Genomic DNA, 15549 nt, shown 5'->3' on the forward strand with positions numbered 1-15549 from the left:
TCAGATGGCTGCTAGTGATATTTCGCCTCAGTCTGGGTACATTCAGCATCACTTGGTTCACCTGAACAGCGTTGGTGAGAAACAATCAGTCATCGCCGACTTCAACATCGTCAACTACGACTCTCTGTTCTGGTCCATTGCCATGGGCCTGATCGTCGTATTCATATTGTGGCGCGCCGCCAAGCACGTTACCGTGGGTGCGCCCGGTCGCTTCCAGTCTTTCGTGGAAATGCTCATCGAAATGGTCGAAGACCAGGCCAAGAGCATCGTTCCCTCCGAAACCTCCCGTCGCTTCGTGTCCCCGCTCGCGCTCACGGTGTTCCTCTGGATCATCCTGATGAACGTGCTCGACCTGATCCCCGTCGACTTCCTGCCTTGGTTGTTCAAGGTAACGGGCATCGGCGCCGAACACGGCGACCCGCTTTACTACCACCGCATTCTGCCCACCGCCGACCTGAACGTCCCCATGGGCATGTCGCTGGGCGTCTTGCTCCTGATGTTCTACTACGGCATCAAGATCAAGAACCCCGGCGGTTTCGTCAAAGAATTGTTCACCGCGCCCTTCCATGCGCACGGTATTGCAGCGCTGTTCCTTGCGCCGTTCAACTTCCTGCTGAACTGCATCGAATACGCCGCAAAATCAGTCTCGCTCGGCATGCGGCTGTTCGGCAACATGTTTGCCGGTGAACTCATCTTCATGTTGATCGCTCTACTGGGTGGCGCATGGACCGGATTTAATGGTTCAAGCCTCGGCTTGGGTATCGGCCATGTTCTGGCGGGGTCGGTGTGGGCTATCTTCCACATCCTGATCGTGCTCTTGCAGGCATTTATCTTCATGATGCTGACTCTGGTGTATGTGGGTCAGGCTCACGAAGGCCATTAAAGGTTTTCGGGCCGGGCGATCCACTCTCGGTTCGGGGTGCAAGATTCTCTTGCAAAGCAGTTTTTTGACTTTTTGATTACACGGTTATTAACCAAGGAGTTGTCATGACCAACGTTGCTTTCGTTGCTCTAGCTTGCGGTCTTATTATTGGTCTGGGTGCTATCGGTGCTTGCATCGGTATCGCGCTGATGGGTGGCAAATATCTCGAAGCTTCGGCTCGTCAACCCGAGCTGATGAACGCTTTGCAGACCAAAATGTTCCTGCTGGCCGGTCTTATCGATGCTGCGTTCCTGATTGGCGTGGGTATCGCCATGCTGTTTGCTTTCGCCAACCCGTTCGTCGGCTAAGCATTGCGGCCCGCCACAGGGCGGGTTAAGCAGCTGCGGGCGGCCCATCAGCGCCGCCTTGTGGCTTGGACATCAGGTGTCATGCAGCAGGGCTGTCTGGCACGAGTGGTATTGAAAGGGAAACGACCGTGAATTTAAACGCGACTCTCTTTTTTCAGATGATCGTGTTTTTCGTGCTGGGTTGGTTTACGATGAAATTCGTATGGCCGCCTCTCACGAAAGCGATGGATGATCGTCGCCAGAAAATCGCCGACGGCCTGGCCGCCGCCGATAAGGGCAAGGCCGATCTGGCCCAGGCCCAGGCACGTATCAGCGTCATCGAGGCGTCTGCAAAAACAGAAAATCATGCCCGTATGGTCGAAGCAGAGAAGCAGGCTGCGGCTATTATCGACCAGGCTCGTCGCGAAGGCGAGGCCGAGAAAGCGCGCATCATCGCGCAGGCTCAGCAAGACGCAGCCCAAGAGGTCCAGCGTGTTCGCGAAGGCTTGCGTGCCGACGTCGCTCTTTTGGCGGTTAAGGGTGCAGAACAGATTCTCAAACGAGAAGTCGATGCACAGGCACATGCCGAGCTGTTGGATCAGCTTAAGGCGCAACTCTAAACTCAGGGCAAGCCATGGCTGAATTATCGACTATTGCCAGACCGTATGCCGAAGCGTTGTTCGCGTCGGCGCGCGACGACCAGGCCGGCCTGGAATCATGGTCGGATCTGGTATCCGAGCTTGCCCAGGTGGCAGGGCAGAGCGACGTGCGCGAGGCGCTGTCCGATCCGCGTCTCAATGCGGCGCAGCGCACCGAACTCTTCATCGGTTTGATCAAATCGCCCTTGTCGGCGAACGCACGCAATTTCATCGAGCTGCTGGTCAGCAACAATCGCGTTCTCGTGTTGCCGCAAATCGCCGAGCAATTCGAGATCCTCAAGAACCGGCACGAAGGTACTGCGGCGGCCCAGATCGTCAGCGCATTTCCCCTGAATGACGAGCAGGTGCAGCAACTGGTGGCCAGGTTGGAAAAGAAGTTCGGCCTCAAACTCAAGCCGGTCGTCACAGTCGACCCCGATCTCATCGGCGGCGTGCGCGTGGCGGTAGGCGACCAAGTACTTGATACTTCTGTGCAGGCCCAATTGGCCCGCATGCGCGACACTCTGGCCGCCTGACGCGCGCCAGATAACAGGATTCCAGGAGTCTGAACATGCAACTTAACCCGTCAGAGATCAGCGAACTGCTCAAGAGCCGCATCGAAGGCTTGGGCGCGTCGACCGACGTACGTACGCAAGGCACGGTTGTTTCCGTGACCGACGGTATTACCCGCATCCACGGCTTGTCCGACGTGATGCAAGGCGAAATGCTTGAATTCCCGAACAACGTGTTCGGTCTCGCGCTCAACCTCGAGCGTGATTCTGTCGGCGCGGTTATTCTGGGCGACTACACCGGCGTGTCGGAAGGCGACCCGGTCAAGACCACCGGCCGCATTCTCGAAGTGCCCGTCGGTCCCGAACTTCGCGGCCGCGTCGTCGACGCGCTGGGCAACCCCATCGACGGCAAAGGCCCGATCAACGCCAAGCAGACCGACATCATCGAAAAGGTCGCTCCGGGCGTGATCGCGCGTCAATCGGTTTCACAGCCGCTGCAAACCGGCATCAAGGCTATCGACGCCATGGTGCCCATCGGCCGTGGCCAGCGCGAGCTGATCATCGGCGACCGTCAAACCGGCAAGACCGCGGTGGCTGTCGACACCATCATCAGCCAGAAGGGCAAGGACGTCACCTGCGTGTACGTCGCCATCGGCCAGAAGGCTTCCACGATCGCCAACGTCGTCCGCAAGCTCGAAGAGCACGGCGCGCTGGAATTCACCATCGTTGTGGCTGCCGCGGCATCCGATTCGGCCGCCATGCAATATCTGTCGGCCTACGCCGGCTGCACGATGGGCGAATACTTCCGCGATCGCGGCCAAGACGCCCTCATCATTTACGACGACCTGACCAAGCAAGCCTGGGCGTATCGCCAAGTGTCGCTGCTGCTGCGTCGCCCGCCCGGCCGTGAAGCCTACCCCGGCGACGTCTTCTACCTGCACTCCCGCCTGCTCGAACGCGCGGCCCGTGTCAACGAAGACTACGTCGAAAAGTTCACCAACGGCGAGATCAAAGGCAAGACGGGTTCCCTGACGGCACTGCCCATCATTGAAACCCAGGCCGGCGACGTGTCCGCATTCGTTCCGACCAACGTCATCTCGATTACCGACGGCCAGATCTTCCTGGAAACCGACCTGTTCAACGCCGGTGTCCGTCCCCCCATCAACGCGGGTATTTCCGTGTCGCGCGTGGGTGGCGCCGCCCAGACCAAGGTCATCAAGAAGCTTTCCGGCGGTATCCGTACCGACTTGGCGCAGTATCGCGAACTGGCCGCTTTTGCCCAATTCGCCTCCGACCTCGACGACGCCACCCGCCGTCAGCTCGAGCGCGGCAAGCGCGTGGTCGAACTGCTCAAGCAGCCCCAGTACCAGCCGTTGCAAGTCTGGGAACAAGCCGTCAGCCTGTTCGCCGTCAACAACGGCTACCTCGACGATCTCGAAGTCGAACAGATCCTGGCTTTTGAAAAAGCCCTCAAGGACAACCTGAAGGCGAAGCACGAAGCACTGATTCAGCGTATCGAGGACAAGAAGGAATTGTCCAAGGAAGACGAGGCCGAGTTGGTTGCCGCCATTCAAGAGTTCAAGAAGCACGGTGCTTTTTAAGTTTGACTGGCGAGGGTGACGAAGCTGCGGCTTCAGTATCCATACGTACGGTGGGGTCCGCTCAAGCGGCCCCGCTATAACGCCCTTTCAGGAAAGAGCGATGGCCGGAATTAAGGAAATTCGAACCAAGATCAAGAGCGTGCAAAACACGCGCAAGATCACCAAAGCCATGGAGATGGTGGCTGCATCCAAAATGCGCAAGGCGCAGGATCGGATGCGCGCGGGCCGTCCCTATGCAACCAAGGTGCGCGAGATCGCGGCACATCTGATGCAGGCGCATCCCGACTACTCGCATCCCTACATGCAGGAGCGCCCGGTCCGTGCGGTCGGCATCGTCGTGGTCAGCACCGACAAGGGCCTGTGCGGCGGCTTGAATACCAACATCATGCGCCTGGTACTGGCCCGCTTGAAGGAATTCGAGCAACAAGGCATCAAGGTGCAGGCCACGGCTCTGGGCAACAAAGGCCTGGGCACGTTGACGCGCATCGGCGCGAATCTCGTATCGCAGGAAACTCAGCTGGGCGACAAGCCCAACCTGGAACGCCTCATTGGCGCGATCAAGGTCCAGATCGACGATTTCGTCGACGGCAAGATCGATGCCATTTATCTGGCCACCAACCGCTTCGTCAACACCATGAAGCAGGATCCCAGCTTCATCCGTCTTCTGCCTCTGCCCAGCGGCCTGGCCGATCCCTTCCAGTCTGCACCCGAAGAAAGCGGGGAAGTGGTGAAGTCGACCTATGGCTGGGACTACATCTACGAGCCCGATTCCAAGACGGTCATCGACGACCTGCTGATGCGCTACGTGGAAGGTCTGGTGTATCAGGCTGTGGCGGAAAACATGGCTTCCGAGCAGTCGGCTCGCATGGTCGCCATGAAGGCGGCATCCGACAACGCCAAGAAAGTCATCGGCGACCTTCAGCTGGTCTACAACAAGACCCGCCAGGCAGCCATTACCAAAGAAATTTCAGAAATCGTGGGGGGCGCTGCCGCTGTTTGAGCATAAACAGAAAGGCATCCCGTCAAAGATATTTAGCAAGGACTAAACATGAGCAACGGTACCATCGTTCAGTGCATCGGCGCCGTGGTGGATATTCAGTTCCCCCGCGACCGCATTCCAAAAATCTACGACGCGCTCAAGCTTGTCGATGAAAGCTCGGACTTCGCCGAGCCCGGCTTGACCTTCGAAGTTCAACAGCAGCTTGGCGACGGTGTGGTACGTACGATTGCCATGGGTTCCTCTGACGGCCTGCGCCGCGGAATGGAAGTGGCCAACTCCGGCGCGCCCATTTCGGTGCCGGTCGGTGAAGGCACGCTGGGCCGCATCATGGACGTCCTGGGTCGCCCCATCGACGAACGCGGCCCCATCCAGAGCGACGAAACCCGCGCCATTCACCAGGAAGCGCCCAAGTTCGACGACCTCTCCCCGTCGGTAGAGCTCCTGGAAACCGGCATCAAGGTTATCGACCTGGTCTGCCCCTTCGCCAAGGGCGGTAAGGTCGGCCTGTTCGGTGGCGCCGGCGTGGGCAAGACCGTCAACATGCTCGAGCTCATCAACAACATCGCCAAGGCGCACAGCGGTTTGTCCGTGTTCGCCGGTGTGGGCGAGCGTACTCGCGAAGGCAACGACTTCTACCACGAAATGGCTGAAGCCGGCGTCATCAAGATGGACAACCTCAAGGAATCCAAGGTTGCCATGGTGTTCGGCCAGATGAACGAGCCTCCCGGCAACCGTCTGCGCGTGGCGCTGTCGGGCCTGACCATGGCCGAGAAGTTCCGCGACGAAGGCCGCGACATCCTGTTCTTCGTCGACAACATCTACCGCTACACGCTGGCCGGTACCGAGGTGTCCGCTCTGCTGGGCCGTATGCCGTCCGCAGTGGGTTATCAGCCCACGCTGGCCGAGGAAATGGGTAAGCTCCAGGAACGCATCACGTCCACCAAGACCGGTTCCATTACGTCCATCCAGGCCGTTTACGTTCCTGCCGATGACTTGACCGACCCGTCGCCCGCAACCACCTTCCAGCACTTGGACTCCACCGTCGTGTTGTCGCGTGACATCGCCGCTTTGGGTATCTACCCCGCCGTCGATCCGCTCGATTCCACCAGCCGCCAGCTCGATCCGCAAGTCGTGGGTGAAGAGCACTACGCGGTAGCGCGTGGCGTTCAGCAGACCCTGCAGCGCTACAAGGAACTGCGCGACATCATCGCGATTCTCGGCATGGACGAACTGTCACCCGAAGACAAGCAGGCCGTGGCACGCGCCCGCAAGATCCAGCGCTTCCTGTCGCAGCCTTTCCACGTGGCCGAAGTCTTTACCGGTTCCCCCGGCAAGTACGTACCGCTGGCCGAAACCCTCCGTGGCTTCAAGATGATCGTGGAAGGCGAGTGCGATGCCTTGCCCGAGCAGGCGTTCTACATGGTCGGCTCGATCGACGAGGCCTTCGAAAAAGCCAAGTCCATTCAATAAGGATTACTCATGGCCAACTTGCATGTTGACGTGGTCAGCGCAGAGGAATCGATCTTTGCCGGCGAGGCGAAGTTCGTCACGCTGCCTGGCGAGTCCGGCGAGCTGGGCATCTTGCCTGGCCACACGCCGCTCATCTCGCGCGTTCGCCCCGGAACGCTCAAGGTCGTTTTGGTCGACGGCTCCGAGGTAAGCATTTTCGTTGCCGGCGGCATCCTCGAAATCCAGCCCGGCACGGTAACGGTTCTGTCCGATACCGCCATCCGCGCCGAGGACCTTGACGAGGCCAAGGCCCTGGAAGCGCGCAAGCGCGCCGAAGAGGCATTGCGCAACACCAAGGACAAGGCGGACATCGCCGTCGTCGAAGCAGAGCTTGTCATGCTCGCGGCCCAGGCGGCCGCCGCGCGCAAACTCAGCCAGATACGTCGTCACTGATGCACGATGGATCCGGCGGGGCGGTAACGTCCGCGCCTTTCCGCAGAACAAAAGCGCCTTCGGGCGCTTTTGTTTTTTCCAGGGGTCAGACCCCGTACGGGGTCTGACCCCATCGCGTGTTTTTTTAGGGGGTCAGACCCCGGATGGGGTCTGACCCCTCCGCACGGTTCTTTCGGGGTCCGACCCCCTCCCATCCGTACTAACCGAGTTAAGACTTTTGCTAATTGTGAGGGTGGGTACCCCAGCCTATCCTTCGACCATGTTCAGCACATGATACGGAGGACACAATGAGGGAACGGCTCGATTGCGCGGTGCTCAGTACGCGTTCCAGTCACGGTTGGGCTAGCCAGTGGCTGGGCGCGCACGCGGGCGGCAAGCTTCAAGTGCACAGCTTCGATGTCATCGATGACAGCCAGCCCGCGGAAGCGGCCGGTGCCCTGGCCTCGGCGGCCATGCGGTTGCGGCGCTACGATGTCTGCCTTCTGCCCGTGGTCGAACATAACCTGGGCTGGGCACGAACCGCACTGGCCGCTGCCAAGGGTGCTCTGTATACGCCGGTACTGGCGCTGGTGCTCGATCTTAAGGCTGCTGCGCTCAATGATCTCTACTCGCTCGGTCTGTCCGATTTCGTCCGCGGTCCGGTATGCCTCGAAGAGCTCCGTGTCAGGGTCGAGCGTCTGCTCAACGAGCGCCGGCGCAGTGCGCCGGCAGGGGCCGGCGCTCCTCCGCCATTGCTGGGTGAAACCGGCGGGCGCTATGCAGACATGCCGAATCCCGAGGACATCGGCGCAACCGACGCCGTATGTGCCCATATCCTGGACTACACTGGTCTCGAGCTCGAAGCCTTCGCCGCGGCCGTCGCGGCCCGCTGCTCGGACAGCACCGAATCCTTCCGGTCCGCAAAAAGCAAGGTGGTCGAAAGGTTCGAACGGGCATATATCACGGCGGCCCTGGGCAGGCATTCCGGCAACATCGCCATGGCGGCCCGGTCCGCGCAGAAGCACCGGCGCGCATTCTGGGCGCTCATGCGCAAGCACGACATCGATGCCGCGCCTTTCCGGCCGGGGACGGCCCCATGCGAGCCGTCCCCAAGGGGCCAATAGACGGGTAAAATGATGGGCTTGGAATAAGGATAGACGTGACTGCACCTACTTTGAAAAATGATGTGTTCCTTCGCGCCCTTCTGCGCGAGCCGGTCCCTTACACCCCCATCTGGCTTATGCGTCAGGCAGGCCGGTATCTGCCGGAATACAATGAAACGCGGGCACGCGCCGGCTCTTTCCTTGCGCTCGCGCAGAACCGCGAATACGCCTGCGAAGTAACGCTGCAGCCGCTGTTTCGCTTCGACCTGGATGCGGCCATATTGTTTTCCGATATCCTGACGGTGCCGCATGCCATGGGGCTGGGCCTTGATTTCATCGCCGGGGAAGGCCCGCGCTTCGCGCACCCGCTCCGGCATGAAGACGATGTCCGCAAGCTGGCCGTCCCCGACATGTCCCGCTTGCAGTATGTGTTCGATGCCGTATCCCTGATCCGGAAGGAACTGGACGGCAAGGTGCCGCTCATCGGGTTCGCCGGCAGCCCCTGGACCGTCGGCTGCTACATGGTCGAAGGCCAGGGCTCCGACGACTACCGGCTCATCAAGACCATGCTTTACAGCCGTCCCGACCTCCTGCACCGCATCCTCGAGATCAACGCGGAAGCCACCACGCAATACCTCAATTGCCAGATTCAGGCGGGGGCGCAGGCCGTCATGATCTTCGACAGCTGGGGCGGCGTGCTGGCAGACGGCCTGTTCCAGGAGTTTTCCCTGGCCTATACGCGCAAAGTGGTCGAAGGGCTCATCCGCGAGCATCAAGGCCAGCGGGTGCCGGTCATCGTCTTCACCAAGGGCGGAGCGCCGTGGATCGAGCAAATCGCCGCCATCGGCTGCGACGCGGTCGGCCTCGACTGGACTGCCAACCTGGCCCAGGTCCGGCAGCGCACGGGTGACTCGGTTGCGCTGCAGGGCAACATGGATCCCATGGCACTTTTTGGCGGCGATGCCGCCATACGTGCGCAAGCCCGGCGCGTCATCGACGACTTCGGCGAAGTCGGCAATGGCGGACACGTTTTCAATCTGGGCCACGGCATATCGCGCTTTACGCCGCCAGAAGCCGTGGTTTCACTGGTGGATGAAGTCCATACATATAGCCGTGCCAAGCATTAAATCGCGGTGCATTCAAGGGGTAAAACCCTAGTTGTCGGCGCCAAATGCATTACGGTTGTACACATATTTGGGTGCTGTGCACAAATTGTAAGCGGGGCGATTCGTTCGCCCCGGTTTTTTTATAAGTCTATATTTTAAAAGGGAAAAATCTGCATGGCAGGGACTATTCCCAGCGCAAGCCCGCAAGCCCGCCGTGTTTCCCGTCGGTTATCCGCCGGCTTGTCCCCAAAGTTATCCACAGGATGCCATGCGCTTATGTTGAACTCCAAGCGTAGCAAGCGCTTAGGGCCATATGCAAGAAATTACTTGAAGTGCTGATGTCTGTTCCCGTCCCCGATACCGTCGATCACTCCGTCTCTGGCACCGCGCCCGGGGCGGTGGCCTTCTGGCTGCGTGTCGCGCTCGATGTCCCGCTGCAAGGTTTGTTTGATTACCGGGCGGATACCAGGGTGCCGGTCGGCGCGCGCGTCATCGTTCCGTTCGGAGCGCGTCAGCTTGTAGGCGTGGTTATCGAACACCCCGAGCGGCCCGCGCTCGATCCCCGGCAATTGCGGGACATCATCCTGGCGCTGGACGATACCGATCCCTTGCCCGAAGATTGGCTTCGGCTGGCGTCCTTCGCGGCCCAGTATTATCAGCGCCCCTTGGGCGAAGTCATTCTGCCCGCGCTGCCGGCCGGGCTGCGCAAGGTATCCGCCTATTTGGGCAAGCGCTCGGCGGGTGGGCCGGTTCGGCGCATGGACCGCAGGCAGGCGCGCAAGGCTGTTGAGATCGAGGCTGACGAACCGCCGCAACTGAATGTCGAGCAGGCCGATGCGGTCGCAGCCATTGCTGCGCTACGCGAGCACAAGACCGTCCTTCTCCATGGCGTCACGGGCAGCGGAAAGACCGAAGTCTATCTCCATGTGGCGCAGCAGGTACTGGCGCGAGGACGCCAAGTGCTGTTCATGGTGCCGGAAATCAATCTCACTCCCCAGTTCGAACTCTCATTGCGGGCCCGCTTGTCGGCGGTAGCCGGCGCGCAGGCTCTGGCCATCATGCACAGCGGGCTTTCCGACGGCGAACGCCTGCAAGCCTGGATGCGTGTCCAGCGCGGTGAAGCAAGGGTGCTGCTGGGTACCAGGCTGTCCATTTTCGCGCCCATGCCCGAGCTCGGCCTGATCGTCGTGGATGAAGAGCATGATGTGTCCTACAAACAGCAGGACGGCCTGCGCTACTCTGCGCGCGATCTAGCCATCTGGCGCGCGCACGACAGAAACGTCCCTGTCGTCCTGGGGTCGGCCACGCCGTCGCTCGAGACCTGGAATCATGCCGAAAGCGGCCGGTATCTTCGATACACGCTGGGCAAGCGGGCCAAGGCGGCCGAGCCGCCCGCGCTGCGCCTGGTCGACACTCGAAGGCTGGCGATGGAGCAGGGCTTTTCTCCGCAACTGATCGAAGCCATGGAAAGAAGGCTGGAGCTTGGCCAGCAATCCCTGGTGTTTCTGAATCGGCGCGGCTATGCGCCGGTGCTGAATTGCGGCTCTTGCGGTTGGGTCAGTCAATGCACGCGTTGCACTGCCTATACCGTCATGCATCGCGGCCGCGGGCGGTTCAATTTGCTGCAGTGCCACCATTGCGGTTACCAGGCCAGGGTGCCGCGTGCCTGCCCAGACTGCGGAGACCAGGATCTCAAACCCATGGGCCGCGGCACCCAAAGAGTCGAGGAATACCTTGCGGAACGCTTTCCCCAGGCGCGCATTGCCCGCATCGATGCGGACAGTACGCGGCTGAAGGGCAGCGCCGCGGCGCTTTTCGCCCAGGTCCACGCGGGCGAGGTCGATATCCTGGTCGGCACGCAAATGGTTGCCAAGGGCCATGATTTCGCGAACCTGGGCCTGGTCGGCGTTCTCAATGCCGATGCCATGCTGTTCGCCCAGGATTTCCGCGCGCCGGAACGCCTTTTCGCGCAACTGATGCAGGTGGCCGGCCGCGCCGGCCGCCATGCCGCCGGCGGAGAGGTCATCATTCAAACCGATTACCCCGACCAGGCGGTCTACCAGGCTTTGGTTCGGCATGATTACCATGGTTTTGCGCGATACGGACTGGCTGAGCGCGAAGCGGTGGGGCTGCCCCCGTTCGCCTATCAGGCGCTGCTGACAGCCGAGGCCCGGGAACTGCCGAAATCCCTCGAATTCCTTGCCAGAGCGCGCGGCCTTCCGGCCGAGAACCCCCAGGCCTTCCCGGAAGCCGGTGCCGTCACTCTTTACGATCCGGTCCCCTTGCGTGTGGTGCGCGTGGCCAACATCGAAAGGGCGCAATTGCTCGTCGAAAGCCACAACCGCCCCGTCTTGCAGCGTTTCCTGACGCAGTGGACGGCCGCATTGCCGGAACTCGCACGCGAATTGCGCATACGCTACAACCTGGAAGTCGATCCCCTGGAAATATAGGAGCACGGCCTTGAGCCAGCCACGCGGACATACGGTTCCCCATGATATGAACGCCATGCAGCGGCAAGCGGTGCTGTATCTGGACGGCCCTTGTCTGGTGCTGGCGGGCGCGGGCAGCGGGAAGACACGGGTCATCACGCAGAAGATCGCCTACCTGCTGCGGGAATGCGCGTATCCGGCACGGCAGGTCGTGGCGCTGACGTTCACCAACAAAGCCGCCCGCGAGATGAACGAACGGGTGAAGCTGCTGGTGGACCCCAAGCTGGCCAAGGGCCTTACGGTCAGCACCTTCCATTCGCTGGGCCTGCGTTTCCTGCGCGAAGAAGCGGTCCATGCCGGATTGAAGCCGCGATTCTCCATTCTCGACGCCAATGATGCGCTGGCCATCATCCAGGAACTCCTCGCCACCACCGACAAGGGCCGCCTCCGTGCCGTGCAGCAGAACATTTCCCTCTGGAAGAACGCCCTGATGGATCCCGATGCCGCGGAACGGAGCGCGGCATCGCCCAGCGAAGCCGAGGCCGCGAAGGTATACCGAAGCTATAGCGCCACCCTGGAAGCCTACCAGTCGGTGGATTTCGACGACCTGATCCGGCTGCCCGCCGTCCTGCTTGAGACCAATGACGAGGTCCGGCAGCGCTGGCAGGCGCGGGTGCATTATCTTCTGGTCGACGAATACCAGGACACCAACGTGTGTCAGTATCGCCTCGTTCAAGCCTTGACGGGTCGCAGGGCGATGTTTACGGCGGTGGGTGACGACGATCAGGCCATCTATGCCTGGAGGGGGGCGACCGTCGAGAACCTGGCCAAACTGACGACGGACTATCCTGCGCTGAAGATCATCAAGCTCGAGCAAAACTACCGCTCGGTCCAGAGGATACTCACGGCGGCCAACAATGTGATCAGCCGGAATCCGAATCTGTTCGGTAAAAAATTGTGGTCCGATCTGGGAACGGGCGAAGCCATCCAGGTGACCCCTATGGACAACGAAGAGGCCGAGGCAGAAGGCATTGCCCTGCGCCTGTCGGCGGCGCGGTTCGAACGGCAGGCCGAGTGGCGGGATTTCGCCGTCCTTTACCGCAGCAATCATCAGGCGCGAGTGCTGGAGCAGGCCCTGCGCAATCTGCGCATCCCTTATTCGATTTCCGGTGGACAAAGTTTTTTTGACAAGCCGGAGATCCGCGATGTCCTGGCTTATCTTCGGCTCATCGCCAATGACAGCGACGATCCCGCCTTCATCCGCGCCGTGACGACGCCGCGTCGGGGCATCGGGCAGGCAACGTTGCAGGCGTTGGGCCAGTTTGCGGCGGAACGCGGTTTATCTTTATTCGAAGCCATCTTCGACGTCGGGCCGAGCGGCAGGCTGGCCGGCAAGCAGCTCGAGCCCCTGCAGACTTTCGGCGGCTTCATCCAGCGTCTCCAGGCCCGGGCGGGCGGCAAGCCGGGCGCGGCCATTCTTCCGACGCAGGCCAGTCTGGTGCTGGAACACGGGCTGGATACCCCTGCGGTGGGTGTGGATGGCGCTCGCGAAGACACGGCGGCCATGCAGCTTGACGACCTGCTCAACACGATCCAGTACGAGCGCTATCTGTACGATACGCTTGAAGAAAGGCAAGCCCAGACCCGTTGGTCCAATGTGCTGGAACTCATTTCCTGGCTGAAGCGCAAGGCCGAGGAGGACGGCATGACGCTCATAGAACTGGTTCAGCACGTGGCGCTCGTCACCATGCTGGAGCGTGGCGACGACGAGGAACCCGACGCGGTCAAGCTCTCGACGCTGCATGCATCCAAGGGGCTGGAGTATCCGCATGTGTATCTTGCGGGTGTCGAGGAGGGCCTCCTGCCGCACGCGGGCCGCGACGAGGACGACCTGAACCCCGAAACCGCCGCCGAAACCCTTGCGCAACGCATACAGGAAGAACGCCGGCTGATGTACGTGGGCATCACGCGGGCGCAGCGCAGCCTTCATCTTACCTGGTGCAAGAAACGACGTCGGGCACGAGAGGACGTGGTCCGCGAGAAATCGCGCTTCATCGAGGAAATGGGAATCGGGGAAGCCTCGCCTCAGGAAGATGCCGAGACAGCGGCGCTCAGTCCCAAAGCGAGGCTGCATATGCTCAAGGCCTTGCTGAACAAGGCCTGAAAAACAAAAAGCCTGCCACATACTGACAGGCTTGCTGCTGGGCGCATCAGATATGCGCCCCTTCGTTTACGATGCTTACCAGTGCGAACCGGAAAAACGGGCGTTGTTGGCTCGGGCTTCGTCCAGGGCGGCTGTGACGTCTATTGCATAGCTCCATGCCGCTTTAACACCATTCTGGATGGCGGCCAGTATTTCCTTGCCCAGTGCTGCAATCGAAACCGACTCACCATCGCTCAATGCCTGACGCATCAAGTCACGCTCAAGAGAGTCGCTCAAGCGGCTGAATTGATTGTAAGAAAGATTCGACATTTTGTGACCTCATCTGGGGTTGTCTGACAGAACAGGATTGTTTTGCGCTGACAAGTGTCATTATAGGGTAAACCCTAGGTGAATACAAGGGTTTACCCTAATGCTCTCCTTAGGGCATGAATTACTGTTGTAAATATGGCAACTGTTGGTTAAGCCTCTGTTTTTATTTGTCCTTTTAGAGCTGGCCCTCAGGCATGCGGATTGGATCACAGCCATGCGGGCATGCCGGCAGGTAGCACTGGCCCTGACCCAAGTGCTTCCCCTGGGTGGGCGAAACGTACGCCACGCGATGCGGCCAGAGTGGCCGGTCACGCGTCTGCTGTATATATGAGGCAAAATAGCGGTTTTATCTGTTTGGACGCGTTCATAGCCATGCCATCTTTTCGTCCCGCCCCCCTTACTGGAATCCGGGTCCTGGACCTGACCCGTGTCCTGGCCGGTCCCTGGTGCACACAGAATTTGGCCGATCTGGGCGCGGAAGTCATCAAGATCGAACGTCCTGGGTCGGGCGACGACACCCGGGGCTGGGGCCCGCCTTATGTTCAGGACGCCCAGGGGCAGGACACGACCGAGGCGGCGTATTACGCGTCCGCCAACCGGAACAAGTACTCGGTAGCCGTCGACATTTCAAGCCAGAAAGGCGCGGATCTGGTGCGCGAGCTTGCCAAGCAGTGCGACATCCTGGTCGAAAACTTCAAAGTTGGGGGCTTGCGCAAATATGGGCTGGACTACGAAAGCATCAAGGCCGTCAATCCACGGCTGATTTATTGCTCCATCACTGGTTTCGGCCAGACCGGGCCCTATGCCAGTCGGCCGGGATACGATTTCATGATCCAGGGCATGGGCGGGCTCATGAGCATCACGGGCGAGCGCGATGACCTGCCCGGCGGCGGACCTCAGAAGGCGGGTGTCGCGGTCGCGGATCTCATGACCGGCATGTATTCGACCGTCGGCATACTGGCCGCGCTTCACGAACGTGGCCGTAGCGGCCTGGGGCAGCACATCGACATGGCCCTGCTCGATTGCCAGGTCGCCATGCTGGCCAACCAGAATCAGAATTACTTCACCTCGGGCGTCGCTCCGCAGCGCGCCGGCAATGCGCACCAGAATCTGGTTCCCTATCAGGTATTTGCCGCGGCCGACGGGCATCTGATCGTCGCCGTGGGCAATGACGGCCAGTTCAGGGCCTATTGCGGCGTCATAGGGCATCCCGAACTCGCCGAAGACGCTCGGTTCAAGACCAACTCCAACCGGGTCATCAACCGGGACCTGCTGGTGCCTTTGCTCGTGGATGCCATGAAGAAGCAAGCCCGCGATCATTGGCTGGAGAAACTGGAGCAGGTCGGCGTGCCTGCCGGGCCGATCAACACCATAGACCAGGTCTATGACAACCCCCAGGTGAAGGCGCGCGAAATGCTGCGCCACCTGCCGCACAAGTCCGCCGGCCAGGCTCCCGTGGGGGCGAGCCCCTTGCGCTTCTCGGATAGTCCCGTCCAATACCGGCATGCCGCGCCGCTGCTCGGCGAGCATACCGAACAGGTCCTGCGCGACCGCCTCGGGCTCTCGGACGAGGAAATCAGGAATTTGACACGTTAAT

14 protein-coding genes are annotated in these 15549 nt (G+C 60.6%); 13 read left to right on the forward strand and 1 reads right to left on the reverse strand.

All coding sequences use genetic code 11. The features are described from left to right. The first annotated feature begins 4 nt into the window (after nt 1-4). From atpB to ACSBPU_RS03465, 12 genes are all read left to right on the forward strand, one after another. Nucleotides 5-883 carry a F0F1 ATP synthase subunit A gene (atpB, locus tag ACSBPU_RS03410; RefSeq protein WP_180065982.1) on the forward strand — a complete coding sequence of 293 codons (879 nt, stop codon included), beginning with the start codon at nt 5-7 and terminating at the stop codon, nt 881-883. A gap of 104 nt (nt 884-987) precedes the next feature. Continuing rightward, a complete protein-coding gene (gene atpE, locus ACSBPU_RS03415) occupies nt 988-1230 on the forward strand; it encodes a F0F1 ATP synthase subunit C (protein ID WP_003815363.1) in 243 nt (80 codons plus the stop codon). Nucleotides 1231-1358: 128 nt separating this feature from the next. Further along, nucleotides 1359-1829, forward strand: coding sequence for a F0F1 ATP synthase subunit B (locus tag ACSBPU_RS03420; RefSeq protein ID WP_180065979.1), 471 nt, complete (start codon nt 1359-1361; stop codon nt 1827-1829). Between the two features lie 14 nt (nt 1830-1843). Then, on the forward strand, nt 1844-2383 hold the full coding sequence (locus ACSBPU_RS03425) for a F0F1 ATP synthase subunit delta (protein ID WP_180065977.1): 540 nt from the start codon (nt 1844-1846) through the stop codon (nt 2381-2383). 35 nt (nt 2384-2418) lie between these two features. Beyond that, complete coding sequence (atpA, locus tag ACSBPU_RS03430; RefSeq protein ID WP_180065975.1) at nt 2419-3960, forward strand: F0F1 ATP synthase subunit alpha; 1542 nt, start codon at nt 2419-2421, stop codon at nt 3958-3960. A gap of 100 nt (nt 3961-4060) precedes the next feature. After that, complete coding sequence (gene atpG / locus ACSBPU_RS03435) at nt 4061-4960, forward strand: F0F1 ATP synthase subunit gamma (RefSeq protein ID WP_180065973.1); 900 nt, start codon at nt 4061-4063, stop codon at nt 4958-4960. Nucleotides 4961-5008: 48 nt separating this feature from the next. Further along, nucleotides 5009-6430: a F0F1 ATP synthase subunit beta gene (gene atpD, locus ACSBPU_RS03440; RefSeq protein ID WP_442595614.1), complete on the forward strand. Its 1422-nt coding sequence runs from the start codon at nt 5009-5011 to the stop codon at nt 6428-6430. Nucleotides 6431-6439: 9 nt separating this feature from the next. Beyond that, on the forward strand, nt 6440-6862 hold the full coding sequence (locus tag ACSBPU_RS03445; protein ID WP_442595616.1) for a F0F1 ATP synthase subunit epsilon: 423 nt from the start codon (nt 6440-6442) through the stop codon (nt 6860-6862). Nucleotides 6863-7149: 287 nt separating this feature from the next. Beyond that, entirely contained in the window at nt 7150-7965 is an 816-nt protein-coding gene (locus ACSBPU_RS03450; RefSeq protein WP_442595618.1) for a hypothetical protein, read from the forward strand. A gap of 35 nt (nt 7966-8000) precedes the next feature. Continuing rightward, entirely contained in the window at nt 8001-9071 is a 1071-nt protein-coding gene (gene hemE / locus ACSBPU_RS03455; protein WP_180065967.1) for a uroporphyrinogen decarboxylase, read from the forward strand. 317 nt (nt 9072-9388) lie between these two features. Next, complete coding sequence (locus ACSBPU_RS03460; RefSeq protein WP_442595621.1) at nt 9389-11500, forward strand: primosomal protein N'; 2112 nt, start codon at nt 9389-9391, stop codon at nt 11498-11500. A gap of 46 nt (nt 11501-11546) precedes the next feature. Next, on the forward strand, nt 11547-13643 hold the full coding sequence (locus ACSBPU_RS03465) for a UvrD-helicase domain-containing protein (protein ID WP_442598532.1): 2097 nt from the start codon (nt 11547-11549) through the stop codon (nt 13641-13643). Between the two features lie 75 nt (nt 13644-13718). Here ACSBPU_RS03465 and ACSBPU_RS03470 read toward each other — a convergent pair whose 3' ends face one another. Further along, nucleotides 13719-13952, reverse strand: a complete 234-nt coding sequence (locus ACSBPU_RS03470) for a hypothetical protein (protein ID WP_442595623.1) — start codon at nt 13950-13952, stop codon at nt 13719-13721. A gap of 372 nt (nt 13953-14324) precedes the next feature. On the opposite strand from ACSBPU_RS03470, the gene ACSBPU_RS03475 reads away from it, so the two are divergent. Then, nucleotides 14325-15548, forward strand: a complete 1224-nt coding sequence (locus ACSBPU_RS03475; RefSeq protein WP_442595625.1) for a CaiB/BaiF CoA transferase family protein — start codon at nt 14325-14327, stop codon at nt 15546-15548. Nucleotide 15549 lies beyond the last annotated feature (1 nt).

The sequence above is a fragment of the Parapusillimonas sp. JC17 genome (genome assembly GCF_052180245.1).
GTDB lineage: Bacteria > Pseudomonadota > Gammaproteobacteria > Burkholderiales > Burkholderiaceae_B > Parapusillimonas.